Origin of the sequence: Shewanella sp. Choline-02u-19, assembly GCF_002836205.1 — a bacterium.
GTDB lineage: Bacteria > Pseudomonadota > Gammaproteobacteria > Enterobacterales > Shewanellaceae > Shewanella.
In genome coordinates this window covers 1,798,238-1,813,270 of sequence record NZ_PJBE01000013.1, presented here as the reverse complement: position 1 = coordinate 1,813,270, position 15,033 = coordinate 1,798,238, and the positions used below count along the sequence as shown (strand labels likewise).

General features: G+C 43.3%; 11 protein-coding genes. 6 read left to right on the top strand and 5 right to left on the bottom strand.

The genetic code is table 11. From position 1 onward, the window contains the following. The first annotated feature begins 106 nt into the window (after window positions 1–106). Window positions 107–787: a pyrimidine 5'-nucleotidase gene (gene yjjG, locus CXF83_RS14600; protein WP_101091160.1), complete on the top strand. Its 681-nt coding sequence runs from the start codon at window positions 107–109 to the stop codon at window positions 785–787. On the opposite strand, the gene CXF83_RS14595 is transcribed toward yjjG, so the two are convergent. Further along, entirely contained in the window at window positions 784–1,392 is a 609-nt protein-coding gene (locus CXF83_RS14595) for a DUF938 domain-containing protein (protein ID WP_101091158.1), read from the bottom strand. The genes yjjG and CXF83_RS14595 overlap by 4 nt on opposite strands. Before the next feature lie 281 nt (window positions 1,393–1,673). Between CXF83_RS14595 and CXF83_RS14590 the strand changes: the two genes are divergently transcribed. The 3 genes from CXF83_RS14590 (at window position 1,674) to CXF83_RS14580 (ending at window position 2,773) form a co-directional block, all read left to right on the top strand. Next, window positions 1,674–2,039 (top strand): hypothetical protein, encoded by a 366-nt coding sequence (locus CXF83_RS14590; protein ID WP_101091157.1) that lies wholly within the window; start codon window positions 1,674–1,676, stop codon window positions 2,037–2,039. Window positions 2,040–2,066: 27 nt separating this feature from the next. Beyond that, window positions 2,067–2,372, top strand: coding sequence for a Fis family transcriptional regulator (locus tag CXF83_RS14585; protein ID WP_101091155.1), 306 nt, complete (start codon window positions 2,067–2,069; stop codon window positions 2,370–2,372). A gap of 215 nt (window positions 2,373–2,587) precedes the next feature. Next, window positions 2,588–2,773, top strand: a complete 186-nt coding sequence (locus CXF83_RS14580) for a hypothetical protein (protein WP_101091154.1) — start codon at window positions 2,588–2,590, stop codon at window positions 2,771–2,773. A gap of 97 nt (window positions 2,774–2,870) precedes the next feature. Here the strand turns inward: CXF83_RS14580 and CXF83_RS14575 are convergent, their stop codons facing one another. From CXF83_RS14575 to CXF83_RS14560, 4 genes are all read right to left on the bottom strand, one after another. Next, complete coding sequence (locus tag CXF83_RS14575; protein ID WP_101091152.1) at window positions 2,871–4,919, bottom strand: bifunctional 2',3'-cyclic-nucleotide 2'-phosphodiesterase/3'-nucleotidase; 2,049 nt, start codon at window positions 4,917–4,919, stop codon at window positions 2,871–2,873. Between the two features lie 519 nt (window positions 4,920–5,438). Next, window positions 5,439–8,513: an efflux RND transporter permease subunit gene (locus CXF83_RS14570; protein ID WP_101091151.1), complete on the bottom strand. Its 3,075-nt coding sequence runs from the start codon at window positions 8,511–8,513 to the stop codon at window positions 5,439–5,441. Then, window positions 8,510–11,803 carry an efflux RND transporter permease subunit gene (locus tag CXF83_RS14565; RefSeq protein WP_101091149.1) on the bottom strand — a complete coding sequence of 1,098 codons (3,294 nt, stop codon included), beginning with the start codon at window positions 11,801–11,803 and terminating at the stop codon, window positions 8,510–8,512. The genes CXF83_RS14570 and CXF83_RS14565 overlap by 4 nt, the downstream gene beginning before the upstream one ends. A gap of 16 nt (window positions 11,804–11,819) precedes the next feature. Further along, window positions 11,820–12,881 (bottom strand): efflux RND transporter periplasmic adaptor subunit, encoded by a 1,062-nt coding sequence (locus CXF83_RS14560; RefSeq protein ID WP_101091148.1) that lies wholly within the window; start codon window positions 12,879–12,881, stop codon window positions 11,820–11,822. A 580-nt stretch (window positions 12,882–13,461) separates the two neighbouring features. Here CXF83_RS14560 and CXF83_RS14555 point away from each other — a divergent pair. Both CXF83_RS14555 and CXF83_RS14550 read left to right on the top strand, forming a co-directional pair. After that, window positions 13,462–13,716: a hypothetical protein gene (locus tag CXF83_RS14555; protein ID WP_101091147.1), complete on the top strand. Its 255-nt coding sequence runs from the start codon at window positions 13,462–13,464 to the stop codon at window positions 13,714–13,716. A gap of 159 nt (window positions 13,717–13,875) precedes the next feature. Next, the gene (locus tag CXF83_RS14550; protein WP_101091146.1) at window positions 13,876–14,727 is read left to right on the top strand and encodes an RluA family pseudouridine synthase; all 852 of its coding nucleotides are present in this window, start codon (window positions 13,876–13,878) and stop codon (window positions 14,725–14,727) included. Window positions 14,728–15,033: the final 306 nt, after the last annotated feature.

Below are 15,033 nucleotides of genomic sequence, written 5' to 3'. Positions count from 1 at the left end.
AATAGGTTTTTTTATGCCCGTCTAATTAGATGGTCTGCTTTACTGGAGGCATTTTAGGTTAGTATAGCCAGCTATTCGCGACATGTTGTTTTAGAAGGATAAACCTGTGAAATATGATTGGGTACTATTTGATGCCGATGAAACTCTATTTCATTTTGATGCATTTAAAGGTTTGCAGCTGATGTTCTCTCGCTTTAATGTTGAGTTTACGGTAGAGGATTTTCAGCAATATCAAATGGTTAATAAGCCTTTGTGGGTCGATTACCAAGATGGAAGACTCACCGCTAAACAGTTACAAAATACCCGTTTTGAAACTTGGGCTCAAAAAATAAGTGTCTCTACTCAGCGTCTCAACAGTGACTTTCTTAGCGCGATGGCTGATATCTGTACCTTATTACCAGGGGCTCAAGAGTTAATTGATACCTTAACGGGTAGGGTCAATATGGGGATCATCACCAACGGTTTTACTGAGTTACAAACGATAAGATTACAGAAGGTAGGCTTTGGTGAGCGCTTTTCTCCTTTAGTCATTTCAGAGCAGGTTGGGCTGGCAAAACCCGATGTTGGGATCTTTGAGCATGCTTTTGCGCGCATGGGCCACCCTGCTCGTGAATCTATCTTAATGGTAGGGGATAACCCACATTCCGATATACAGGGCGGATTAAACGCTGGCATAGATACTTGTTGGTTGAATCGCCATGGCGAAAATCAACCAGAGGGTATTACGCCTCACTATGAAGTACGCTCGTTAAATGAATTACAGCAGATCCTGTTAGCAGGTCATTAAGCTCGTTTTTCAAAATGCAGTATTTGATTATTGGCCGGCATAGAAAAGTCGGCTATTAATGTTAATTGTTGCTCTGCTGCAAGCTGTAAAATCCACTCAAAATCTCGAATTGCACTTTGCGGATTTTGTGCCGCGAGCCAACCATCAAAATTACGATTGCTATCACTGCTATATTGACCTTGATAATTAAAGGGTCCGTAAACACACAGCTGCCCATGCACACTCAAGTACTGACCAACACCATTGAAAAATGCTTTAACCATCTCCTTGGACATTATATGCAGTGTATTCGCAGTGAAAATGGCATCAATGACAGGATGCGCTACGGGATCTATCGGCCATGGTTTTAACACATCAAGTGCTAATGGTTGCTGTAAATTAGTGCTCGGTGATTCGTTTAACCAGGCGTTGATACCTGCATGATACTCAACTTGATCGCTTGTTTGCCAGGTTAAATGCGGTAAAAGCTTGGCGAAATGGACCGCGTGTTGCCCTGAACCACTGCCAACTTCTAATACATGTGATGATTGGCTGAAGGCACTTTCCAAGATCACAGCGATGGCTGCTTTATTATTCTCACATGATTGAGAGTAGGGTAATGGCATCACAAAATACTCCTGTCGATTCAATAAGGGTTAATGTTTACCGTGTTACTTGCCTAAAAACAACTCTACAGCGTTTGTTCGCCAATTTATCTCTATCAAAGAGATAGTCATAGGCAGCTATAAGTAAAGGCGTTATTATCTAGCGTTAATATTTTGCCGCTTTTTACTGTGTTGTAGGCTATTGGTGGAGAATGACTAAACGACATAGCCTCCGCCAGGTCAAAATAGCCAATAAACAGCGACAACCCTGAAAGATCAACAGCCCTAGGTAAGGAAATAACTTGGCGATTGAACAGCAAGAGATGATGGCGTTATTAAGTGAACTTGAATGCCGTACAAACTTCACTATCAAAAAAGTCACTGAGTATATGTTACCTAAACTAAAAGAGCCTTTTTACCTCTATATAGATGGTAAGCAGGTTCAGTTAGTGATTCGGCCTGCTTATGAAGTGTTTAAAGGTGATTTTGCAGCGCTTGATGGTGTCACTGCAAAAGATCAATTTTGTCACTATTCAGAGATGACTCGTTTTCCGAAGCGGGTGCAAAAGAGTGTTAACGGGATCCATTATGGTTTGGCCTTTAGTTTCGAAAATATCGATGCTGTAAAAGGTTTTATCAAAAAACTAATCTTGATTAATCAAGGTTAATATTGGCGCGATAACATAGAGGTGAGTTTGAAAAAGACTGACAAAAAAATTGAAAACACTATCCGCATCTCGTTAACGGAGGTGTGCGAGAGCCTTAAAGGTGAAGTGTTTGGATTTGAATGGTTGAGCCATAAAGTTGATTTCTCAAATGTGAACCATAGTTTGCAGGTCACTTTTATGTTTGCCACTAACGAGTCACTTAGAAAAGCTAAGCTGCAGTTACAAACAGACAAAATGGCAAACCTTGCCTGTAGCGCGCTCGCTAAGCATAATATTCATATTAATAATGCCGCAAAGCAGTGCTGTTTTGAAACTGAAGAGCGAAGCCGTTAATCGATAGTGGGTGTGACTCCGTATGCTGACATCGATTTCTGGGCTGGAATACAAGTATAATAAGTAGGCCTGATGGTTGTTAAACACGATTTTTAATGTGTTAGTTAAAAGAGGGTTAACATTTTGTAGCAAGTGATGAGTGGCATTAACTGCAATTGCCAGCCATAATTTGTCGAGAAGGACATCTAATAAAAAGACAGGGAGTCGAATCAAATATGGATACCAATCAAGTGACTAATGAACAGGACCCTATTGATTGCGATAACGATATTGAGATGTTGTCACAATTAAATCGTAAAAGATTAAAGTTATTTGGCTTAATGATCGGCATTGTTGCAGGTTTACCCGCTGGCTTTTACAGTGCTCGTTGGGTGTATCAATGGTTATTCCCTGTGGGCTAACAACATGAGTATTGCTGTTGCATTAAAAAGGGCTCCCGAAGGAGCCTTTTTAGGTAACGGCTAACGTTCGCTAGGGTTACTCATTTCTCAATTCAACCTACTGAGTTAGATCAATTTTATAAATGGCGAAGCCAAATTCATCGTTTTCAGCTTGTTTCTCAAGCTTACGCTGTTGATTATCAATAATGAATTGATCAGCCGTTGCACTGTCTTGCGTTTCAAAACGCACATCAAGGGTAGTGGTTGGTGTGATCGTCACAAACCCCCAGTTGTAGTCAGCGCTTGGATCAACGTAACCAGGCCCGTCAACATTCTCAGTTTCACTGGTAATGTACTGTGCTAGTGCTTCACGGTTAGAATCAGGTAGTTCCATAACGACGTGCTCAGCACCAGTACCAGCGAACTTGCCGCCAAAGGCGCGGTAGTTGTTTGATGCAATGATAAATTCTTTGCTGTCTAAGTCAGTGCCAGTAAAGCTGGTCGTGCCATCATTAAATGTCAAATCGACAATGCGATTCGCATCGGCATTAACGACTTTGCAATCGCCATCAAACTTCGTCGGTTGAGTGACATCAATTTTGTAGGTTACGCCGTCAATAACATCAAAGTTATAGGTACGGTGGGTATCCCAGTTGATCAACATCTGCGGTGTGCTAACCGTTGGATCAATTTGATTGAATTGGTTAGCACTACACTCTAACCAATCTTTAAGTTCAGCACCGGTCACTTTAACCGCAACCATAGTGTTTGGATATAAGTAAAGATCAGCGGCATTCTTATAGGTTAAGTCGCCAGCGGGGACTTGAACATAAGATTCGGCATCAGCAGTTGTGCTATGACGTCCACCGGCTTTAAATGGAGCAGATGCAGACAGGACCGGAATGTCTTTAAGTTCAGCAGTCAGGTTAGCTTTTACTTTAGCAATTTGTGCATCAGACACAATTTGAACTGTTGGGTCATCTTGTACTAAAGTCAAAAAGCTATACATATCAGCAGAGGCTTTACCAATTGGTTGGTTTACGTAATTAAGCGTACCTTGGTGCTCTAATGCAACTGAATCACGTATGCCATTGTCTGCAATCACTAATTCTGGATTTTCTGCATTCTTATCATAGATAGGAGCGGCTTTTGCCGTGCGGTCGATAACAACCCATGCACCGTCTTGCATTTCAAGTTTGAGATCGACAATGCCTAAGTTGTCACCCCAGCGTCCAGGCATAACCGCTGCAACACCATTGATGGTACCTTTTTCCAAATCGGCATTCTCAAGACCTTCAAATGTTGCAGAAGGGAAAACTGAGTGGCTGTGGCCAAAAGTTATCGCATCAATGCCTTCAACAAGCGATAGCGCATAAGTGGCATTTTCGTCGTTGACATCAGTAGGATTAGACGGGGTACCGACACCTGAGTGTGGAATCGCGACAATCACATCTGCGCCTTCCGCTTTCATTAATGGAACAAATTTTTCAGCGGCTTCAACTATTCCCATCACTGACACTTTGCCAGATAAGTTTTGTTTATCCCAAAGAACGATTTGAGGGGGCACAAAGCCAATATAGCCGATCTTAACGATTTGTTGATCGCCATTACTATCGATAACTGTTTTTTCTTCGATGATATACGGGGTGAATAAGTTGTCACCTTTTGATTTACCTTCCCAGCAATCCGCTTCACACAATACGTTAGCGTTAATGTATGGGAAGTTAGCACCAGCAAGCGCCTCTTCTAAGAAATCCAGTCCATAGTTAAACTCATGATTACCTAAGTTACCCACTGAGTATCCTAGCGTATTCATCGCTTTATATGCAGGGTGAGTACCACCAATGGTATGATCTCGTTTAAAGTTATCGGCGACGAAATCGCCCATAGGGCTACCTTGCAATAAGTCTCCGTTATCCACTAATACGAAGTTGCTTACCTCTGCACCTTGTTGCTTAATTAAGCTGGCTGTTCTTGCAAGACCGATAGTTGGATCGTACTTAGTTTTGTAATAGTCATAATCCATGATATTGGCGTGTAGATCAGATGTTTCTAAAATACGCAGATCAACTTGAATTCCACTATTATTTTTATCATCATCTGAACCACATGCGGTTAGACCCAGTGTAGATGCGATAACAACTGCTAAAACTTTTTTGTTTAACATATCCATTCTCTTATATTTGTTTAGACCCCAAGAAGGCATTAAGCACTTCTTAAACTGTTAATAGGTTTATTTTTGGCATAACTCTCTATTAACGGACGCGATTATAGCGACTATTTGTGTAACTTTTGCGATCAATAGATGAATTTCAGTGTATCAATTTGTGACGTAGCTCAACATTTGCTTATCGGTTTTTTATTAATCAATACAGATGTTTGTTGTTGCGTTGGTGTTGGTTTTTGGTGTTACGCTTGTAGCGGGGGGCCGCTATTAAAATTAAGTCGCAAGGGATGGGAACATACTGGCAGTTGCCGATATCAATTAATAATATGTTAATAGCCAAAAAATAAAATTCATCAATGATTTTGCATCAAAGTCTCAAGTGTGGGCATAAAAAATCCGAGACCTTAGACTGGACTCGGATTTTTAGGTTTTGATAACGACAAAAACAGTTGTTCAAAATAAGTTATCGTCAGCTTTATTACAGTTAACGCCTTTTAATATCAAGGCCTCTTTTTGCTGTTAACTCATCCAAGGCAGCACCTTTCGTGAGAAACGATCAGCTTGACCCAAACGGATTGCTGATTGATAACGCATTCTATAAAGGGCCTGATAACACAGAGGCACTAGATACAGACTGGTCACGGTTGAAAACGTCAGACCACCAATAATGGCAATCGCCATCGGTGAGTATGATGGACCGCCGCCACCCAGTTGTGCATCTCCCATTGCTAAAGGAACCAAGCCCAATACCGTGGTACCTACTGTCATCAGCACAGGACGTAAGCGGGTATGACATACTTGGCTGATGGCTTCAGAGAGTTTATCTAACTCTGGATTAAGCTGGTTAATCTGATCGACCAATACAATGCCGTTGTTGACCACAATCCCCATCAAAATCAATATACCGATCATGGCCATAATGGACATCGGCGTCCCCGTAAACAGTAATGCCCAAAATACGCCAGTAATCGAAAACAAGATTGAGGTGATAATGGCTGTGGGTAACAGTAAGGATTCAAACAGAGCTGCCATCACAATATAGATCATCGCGATAGCTAGAATCATATTGGTTGCCATTACTGCTTCATCTTCATCTTGCTTTTGAAAACCGCCTCGCAGTGAGTATCCATAACCCGCTGGGAAGTTTATGGCTTCCATGACTTGGGTAATTTTTTCTTGAGCCTCTTCGGTGGTCATGTCATCCAAGTTAGCGCCAATAGACAATGCTGTTTGTCTGTCATAATGGCGAATGGTGTCGAATCGCGGCAAAATTTCAATGATAGCTAGGCTATCTAACGTATAAACGCGGCTATCGATACGAATAATCGGTAGCTGTTTAAGTTTTTCAAGTGATAAACGCCACTGTTGTTCATAAGCCATCTCAATACGTAGCTCGCCGTTGGGATCATGGCGGAATGAACGTAACTGAGTTCCGCGCAATGCCATTGAGATACTCGATGCCACTTCATTTAATTTAAGATCAAGTCTCGCGGCCATTTCACGATCAATTCTAATCACCACTTCTTGTTGAGCACCGCTCAGTTCTGAACGCACATCGGTTAAGCCTTCAATAGCACTCAGTAGCGGAATGACTTGTTCGCTGATGTGGATTAGCTCAGTGGTAGAGCGACCTGTCAGTGAAACCCTAATGCCGTTATTCTCTCCACCCCAACCAAATTGTGGTTTTGCGATAGAAAATTTTGGAAACCCTTCGCGAATGGTTTTTTTAAGGGCTTTCATATCCACTTCAATATCTTCTTTTAGCAACAAAGTCGATTGGCCTCTATCTGCTGCAAAGTAGCTATACACTGAGTCGATATGGAACTTGTCTTGGTTGGCGTAAAGGTAATCCTCCATTTTATTAATCATGGCTTCGGTAACATCTAAACTATGACGTCCTTCAACTTGATAGTTAATATAGAGTCGATTATTACCTTCACCATCGGATTGATCCTGCTGCACCATTGACAGTGGTAACGCTGTCGACGCGAGTAGTAATAACGCTATCACTCCTGATAGACGTGGTCTCGCCAATATCCAGTTAAGACTTTTAAGGTAGCGTTGTTGTAATTTACTCTCATGTACTTTTTCAGGTAGGTCAAACTCCATTTTACTGAGCATCAATGGCAACAGGGTTTTGGCGACCAAAAGTGATGCCGCTAGCGAAATGCAGATAGCGATGGCGACGTGTTCAAGAAAAATCGTTAACTCGACTTTAACGCCGAAGATATTGGGTAGAAATACAATGGCGGTGGTTAAGGTACCGGCTAGCACTGCTAGTGACACCTTATCGACACCGTTGAGTACCGAACTGTTGTCGTTTTTTGATGGTTGTTGTGAAGCGCCTTTTGCCATCTTTTGCAGCTGTTTTTCTTGTAATACACTTTCGGTGACCACAACGGCGTTATCAATTAACATACCGACGGCGAGCAGTAGTCCCATCATCGAAAGGATATTTAAACTGTATCCCAGTAAATACATTGCGGCGAGCGTCATACAAATAGCGATAGGTACCGATGACACAATGACCAAGGTCATTTTTAGGTTACGTATAAACAGATACAGCACCACAAAAGAGAGCAGGGCGCCAATCAAGCCTGCGGTTAATAAATCCTTCAGCGATGATGTTACGCCATACGCTTGATCTTCCATTACAAAGAGTTTAATCCCTTGAAATTGCTGATCTTGCTTAGCTCTTTCGATGACTTTCATTACGCGAGCCGATACGTCGACTAAGTTAGCTCCCGATTCTTTGAAAACATCCAAACCGACAGCATAATTTTGATCTAAATGACGACCATCTAAACGCTCAGGCAAGGCAAACTTCACCGATGCGATATCGCCTAACGTGATCCCAGGGGTAAGCACTAGCGAGTTTATCTCATCGAGATTCCTAAACTCCCCTTTAGGAGATACTTGATAAACACGTGAATCGGTTTTTAACACACCTGCGCTTATCACAAAGTTTTCTTGCTGCATGCGACGAGTGAGGTCTTTGATAGAGATGTTGCTCGCGGCAAGTTTGTCTGCGTTAATGCGAATTTCTATCTGCTTTTGCTCGACGCCATACAAGGTCACTTGAGACACGCCTTCAACGCGCTCCAGTGGTCTCTTTAGTTGTTTATCGAGCAAATCAAATGCACCAGACAGTTCTCGGTCACTGGATATGCGTAAATTGAGTACGGGCATATCGGCGGTACTGAATTGCCTGATAAAAACACGTTCGACATCTTTTGGCAGCAAGTGACGCACAGAGTCGACTTTCTCTCTCGCTTCTAAGCTTTTAGTGGCAACGTTTTCTCCCCACTTCATTCTGAGCTCTATTTCAGCGCCGTTTTGCGAAGAGCTAGAGCGAAGCTCTTCTATGCCCCCCATGGTGGCAAGCGTTTCTTCCAAGATACTGGTGATGTCTCGTTCGACTTCAGACGGCGTTGACCCCTTGTAGGGGACTTCAACGATGACCTGAGGAATGTCGATTCCAGGAAACATCTCTAGCGGTAATAATCTGCTAGAGGCGAGGCCGAAGAGTAAAATAGCGACAAAGAACATGGCTGTTGTTACCGGCCTTGCAATGGCTAAGCGTGTGATACTCATGCCTGGCCTCCTTCTGTTATCATCGAATCATTACTTTGTGGCTCTGTCGTTTCTTGAGCATAATCCTTGCGGTCAAAAAGTGCATAAAGAGCGGGGATGACAACCAGCGTCAACAGTGTTGATAGCGATAGACCAAATATTACCGTAATCGCCATTGGCGCGCGCACTTCGCTGCCATCACCTAAGCCCAAGGCCATGGGTGATAATCCGAGAGCGGTTGTCATGGTGGTCATGATAATTGGACGTAAGCGTGACTCTGCTGCGTTTGTTATTGCAGTCAGTTTATCTTGCCCTGATCGGCGTAATTGATTAATTCTGTCAACCAGAACAATAGCGTTGTTGACCACAATACCGGCAAGCATAATTAAGCCAATAAACACCACCACGCTCAAGTGAGTTTGAGTGATATAAAGCCCCAAAATACTGCCGCCTACTGCCATTGGCACTGCGATAAGAATGAGTAAAGGGTGCAATAGCGATTCAAACTGACTTGCCATGACCAAGTACACCAAGAACACCGCTAACACTAATGCAACTTGTAACGACTGGAATGAATGTTCCATCTCTTCATTTTGACCGCCAAAACGCGCCTGAATCGAGGTGGGTAGTGTTTGATTGGCAAGAATTTCTCGAGCTGTTAACACCGCATCATTAAGGTCGCCATAAGCTAAGTTGGCCGACACGATAGCCACGCGTTGTTGGCTCACTCTATTGATAGCCGAAGGGCCAAGCTTGAGAGTGACATCAGCAACGGCACTCAGCGAAATTGGGCGGCTACTGTTTGGATTGATGATCATTGAGTCGATATCACTAATTTGATTACGTTCATCAAGTTCGCTGCGAACCAAGATATCAATCTTACGATCGCGCACCGTATACTGACTGGCAACCGTACCGCCAATGCGTTGAGCAATACGGTTTGCGACAGAGGGGGCATCCATCCCCAAGGCTGCAAGACGCTGATGATCAAATCGAATACTTAACTCTGGCTGGCCATCTCGCAAGCTGGTATTGATATCGGCAAATCGGTCCGATTCAGACAAGGCTTCAACTAAGGTATCAGCCGTGGTTTTCAGTTGGGCAAGATCGTAACCTACCAGTTCAATTTCAAGTGGAGTCTTGAAACTAAACAGCTCAGGATGTTGGATCTTGGCTTCAAGCTCTGGGATCCGCATTGCGACGGCACGTAATTTTTGCGTGACTGCGTCAAAAGCATCATGATCGGCCAGTACAACCTGTAAACGTCCCCAGTTTTCTCCACCGCGTGAAGTATCGGAGGTCATTAAACCGCCACTGCCCGCTTGGCTGTACGCATGCTTTACATCAGCTCTATCCTTAATAGAAAGTGCTAGCGTGCGCAGTACTTTGTCTGTTTCAGACACTTCGGTCCCTGGTGGCAGTAATACTTCAACGTAGAACTCGCCTTGATTCATCGGTGGAATGAGCTCCATTCCTAAGCTTGGTACCAGCAACGCAGAGCCTGCCGTAATACCGATAGCAATAGACAAGGTGAGCACTTTAAATCTTAAGGCCGCTGCCAACAGGCGATGGTAGCCAGCTTCGAGCAAACTATAAACCCAGTTAAACGCGCTACTCAATGGGCGCATAACGAGTCCTACCACCCAAGAGACAGTGCGGCCTACAATTAATGTCAGCGTCAATAGTGCGCTGGGTATGTAGTTGAATAGCAGTATGAAAGGGAATGAAAAGACCGTTGCGCTGTAGTGCTTAAATTTTCCAAACTTGGTGTCTGGTTTGATTTTTTCAGACTTTGTTAATAATGGTGGTAGGGCTTTAAAGCCTTCACGTGAGGCTAACATCGGGATGGTGGTGAGTGCCACTAACAGCGATGCCAGTAGCGCAAATGCCACGGTAAGTGCTTGGTCTGAAAATAACGCACCAGCCACACCATCAACAAAGACCAAAGGAACAAATACGGCGAGCGTGGTTAATGTTGAAGCAAAGATAGCACCTGAAACCTCTTTAGTCCCAGTGACAGCGGCTTCGAGTTTACTCATGCCCAGTGATTTACAGCGGTCTATATTTTCCAGCACCACAATAGCGTTATCGACAAGCAAGCCCACGGCCAATGCGATTCCGCCAAGAGACATGATATTGAGGCTGATACCCGCAAAATACATCATGTTAAAGGTAGCAATAACCGAGAAGGGGATTGAGATTGAAATAATAAGCGTTGGAATAATATCTCTTAAAAATAGATAGATAACCAACATAGACAATAGACTACCGATGAGCGCAGCCGATGTGACTTCATTGACGGCACTTTCAATAAATTCTGATTGATCGTAAATGACTTTTAATTCAGCCTTGGGGCTGTTTTTGTTGAGTTTTTCGAGTTCGCTAGTGACCTTACGTGCGACAGCCACAGTATTGGCATCACCCTCTTTGTAAATGGCTAACTCAATAGACTCTCTATCGCCAATACGGGTGATATCGTTACGCTCTTTATATGAGTCAACAATATCGGCAACTTCAAACAATCTCACTAACGTTTGTTCATCACGATAGATAACAATTTGTCCGAGCTCATCCAATGAGTTGAATTGGTTTAAGGTTCTGACTAAATACTCTTTGTCGCCTTGAATCACCTTACCAGCGGAGAGGTTAATATTTTCTTCAGCGATACGAGCACGAATAAGGTCGGCGCTGAGGTTAAGTTGAGTGAGCTTTTGTTGATTAAGCAGTATATGAACTTCCTGCTGTAGTCCTCCTGAAAGACGCACCGCAGCGACGCCAGATAATGACTCAAGTTGACGTTTCAACTCCTCTTCAGCATAGGTACGCATCTGCTTTAAATCACTTTCGCTCGCAGATTTAGCCACATCAGAACTGGTACTTGGAACCGATAATGCGAGACGGACAATGGGATCTAAATTGGGATTAAACCGCAGTAATAACGGCTTTTTAACATCTAATGGCAATTCAATAGTATCGAGTTTTTCTCGTACATCGAGGCTGGCCATATCCATGTCAGTACCCCATTCAAACTCAAGTACTACATCTGACATACCAGAACGAGAAATAGAGTTGATTTTTCGTAAGCCTTTCACAATACCTGCGGCTTCTTCAATAGGTTTTGATACTAGTTGTTCTACTTCAACGGGCGCAGCACCCACATATTGCGTGCGTATGGTAATGGTTGGATAGCTTAAGTCAGGCAGTAGTTTCACTGCTAAGCGTGAAAATCCAACCATGCCGAAAAGAATGACGGCAAACATAAACATCCACACGGTAACCGGTCGGTTTACCGAGGTTTTTATTATTGACATAGCGCTTACTCCCGGTCTACTTAGCTGATGCAATATCTAAAGAGCTAATCACTTCAACGAGCGATTGGTCTTTTAGATTTTGATGACCACGAATAACGATTTGCTCACCAGGTTCGATACCAGCAACGACTTCTACTGTATCTGCTTCGCGATAACCGAGTGTTACTGTACGGCGATTAGCGCTTGTTCCGTCAATCACATAAAGGGCAAATTCATTGTCTTGATTTACAAGCGCGTTATACGGAACGGTTATTACGTCATTATGAGTGTCGTATCTAAGCTCTACGCGGGTAAACATACCAGCTTTTAAGGTTGCCTTTTGGTTTGGCACTGAAAGCGTAACTTTGAATGTACCGCTTTGAGCATCAACAATAGGGCTTATCCGCAACACTGTCGCGTGAGTGGTATCTTGAGTATGTTTATTGGCAAAAATCTGTGCATCTTGTCCTAAGCGGAGGTGTTGCAGCTGCTGCTCTGGGAGGTGGACAATGCCGTACAGCTCATCTTGGTTAACGATATAAAACAGTTCGTCGAACTCTTTAGCCATATTGCCTGATTTAACAAATCGCGTCGCGACCACGCCTTCAATGGGTGAGCGGATCATGCTTTCTTGTACGTACAATGCGGCCAAATCACGTTTAGCCATGGCAGCTTGTAGGTTATATTCGAGTTTAGCCATAGAGTCGGCACTAAAAAATTGCTTGTTGTTGATTTTTTTGAGGCGATTCAGCTCTTGTTGAATAATCTCGACTTCAGCTTGTGAGCGGTCTAAATCAAATTTCTGTCTTTTTGAATCGATAATCGCCAACAGCTGGCCTTTAGCGACGCGATCACCTTCTTCAACATTGATTGACTGGATAAGTCCGGCAACGCGGGTAACAACTTTAGCTTCTTCTGGTGCTTCAAGGGTCGCGGTAGTGCTATAAAATGACGACACATCCCCTTGGATCACTGTGGTTGTCTCTACAGGGACGGCATATTTCTCTTCTTCTTTAACCTCTTCTTCTGCGCCACAAGCACTAAGCAGTGCAGCAAGTAGTATTGGGAGAATGATTTTTTTGTTTTTGAATGCTTCCATGTCTTTAAACCCATTTAAGTTATTTCATTAGGCTTTACTAAGCATTATGTGTGCCAAAGTTTAATTGAGTTTAGATACAATAGCTTAGGTTGTGCACGTGAATGTTTGTTGGTTATTTTGATGGGTGATGTAGCGAAAAGGTTCAATTGTTGCGGTTTTTAACAATGTAAGCGGAAGCTCACTTTAGTAGAGAGAGTGCGATGACCTCTAGGGTATTGAGGTCAATTACTTTTGCGCTAAAGTTTGTTCGTTGACGATTGGACTTGTGAATCTATCAATCTGTGGCTTTCTCTTAATAAGTCAAGGTCGTGGCGCTTCGCCCATTCTGTTGTAATAGAGCAGAGTCAAGGGAGAAAGCGCTTGTACCCGCTCTTGGTTTCATAAAATTCAATTGTGGTGGTTATCGATTATTGGATTTTGTAAGTAGCCCAGAATTTGATTCAAGACTTGAACTCATAGAGGTGGAAAGTGTAGTTCATTCCTTTCCATAAGTGGGTTAGGGCAGCCCTGTAACGCCTTTTGTCCAAAATGCGTTAACAAAATTCTGTCCAGAACTAAGTGAAGAAGGGTTCAAACGTTATTGTTTACCTATGCTCATGAGGGTGAACATTTTTACACCCAAGCCATTGTCATTGACTCCATAACTGAAATTTTACTGATGGAAAGCATTGAAGGCCATTTTTATAAAGAGCTGTTATCTAGTGGTATTGATCTCTTGCTGTTAGAATCTCACATTATTGATTTTATAATGTGGCAGTTCATTGAACATAATGAGACCGTTATCGGTATCAATGTTTCAAACTCAATCGCTGAATTCATTTACTTTTATTACTGAAAATCAGTGCTGCGACACTTAACAAACGCATCTAATGTACGTCAAACGCTAATTTTCCCGCCAATTTTAGCCAAGCATTATTTGCCTGTTACGTGGGCGTTGCTATGATCATTATGTCTATTGAATTACTGGAAACACCAAGCTGGAGAACAACTTACTATGTCTGAAAGATTACGAGTGAAACAGGCATCGCCTTTACTCTCTTTCCTCACCACAGAGCTAAAAGGCTGGAGTCGCAGCAAAATAAAACAACGGCTGACAACAGGATGCATCATCGTCAACGGTCAGCCTATCATGCGCCATGATCATGAGATCAACGTCGGCGATGACGTGGAAGTTCGGGCAACGGGGAAGAACGTGCAACTTAAAGTCTCCCGGCTTGAAATCTTGTATTCGGATAACGATCTTATCGTCATCAACAAACCTGCTGGCTTGTTGTCAGTGGCAACAGCCAATGAAAACAAAGACCATGCGCTTGCCATTCTTCGCAAGCAGCTCACGCGTCCTAAGCGTACTGTTAATCTTTGGCCTGTACATAGGCTTGACCGTGATACATCGGGTGTTTTGATGTTTGCAACTTCTCGCGAGATGCGCGAAGCCGTTATGGATGGTTGGGCTGAGGCTGAAAAAACCTACCTTGCGGTGGTTGAGGGTTGCCCTAATCCGAGTCAAGGCACCATTGACCAGCCCTTGAGAATAGATCCTGAGAAGTATCAAATGATAGTTGGTCCACATCCAGAAGCTAAAAAAGCCATCACGCATTTTAACACCCTGCGAACAGTGGGGGAGCGGTCATTGCTTGAAGTTCAACTGGAGACGGGTCGACAACATCAAATTCGTGCCCATATGGCTTGGCTAGGGCATCCGCTGATTGGCGATCCCCGTTATGGAACTGAAGGCCCGCGCATGGGTTTGCATGCGTTGCGCCTGAGTATTACGCGACCAAAGACTGGCAAGCGACTTACTTTTGAGACACCGGCACCGGATGACTTTCTTAATTTGCTCCGATAACAGCAAATTGACTTACCATGCTAGCCAATAATGTTTGACGCAGGTAATAAAAAAGGCACTCAATGAGTGCCTTTTTTAGTTTAGCAATGAGCTTGCTTACTAACCGCGTTTGTCTTTAGCAACAAAACTACGTTCAGCATCACCGGTATAAAGCTGGCGAGGACGACTGATCTTGTGACCAGGCTGATCTAGCATCTCTTTCCAATGTGCAATCCAACCAGCTGTACGCGCTAGGGCGAATCATAACGGGGTGAACGTGCTTTGTTAGCCAATAAAAAAGGCACTCAATGAGTGCCTTTTAGGGTT

What these genes read in the sequence shown, in the direction of transcription:
- CXF83_RS14595 (WP_101091158.1), bottom strand. Translation starts at nt 1,392, where the DNA reads ATGCCATTACCCTACTCTCAATCATGTGAGAATAATAAAGCAGCCATC.
- CXF83_RS14580 (WP_101091154.1), top strand. Translation starts at nt 2,588, where the DNA reads ATGGATACCAATCAAGTGACTAATGAACAGGACCCTATTGATTGCGAT.
- CXF83_RS14575 (WP_101091152.1), bottom strand. Translation starts at nt 4,919, where the DNA reads ATGTTAAACAAAAAAGTTTTAGCAGTTGTTATCGCATCTACACTGGGT.
- CXF83_RS14570 (WP_101091151.1), bottom strand. Translation starts at nt 8,513, where the DNA reads ATGAGTATCACACGCTTAGCCATTGCAAGGCCGGTAACAACAGCCATG.
- CXF83_RS14565 (WP_101091149.1), bottom strand. Translation starts at nt 11,803, where the DNA reads ATGTCAATAATAAAAACCTCGGTAAACCGACCGGTTACCGTGTGGATG.
- CXF83_RS14560 (WP_101091148.1), bottom strand. Translation starts at nt 12,881, where the DNA reads ATGGAAGCATTCAAAAACAAAAAAATCATTCTCCCAATACTACTTGCT.
- CXF83_RS14550 (WP_101091146.1), top strand. Translation starts at nt 13,876, where the DNA reads ATGTCTGAAAGATTACGAGTGAAACAGGCATCGCCTTTACTCTCTTTC.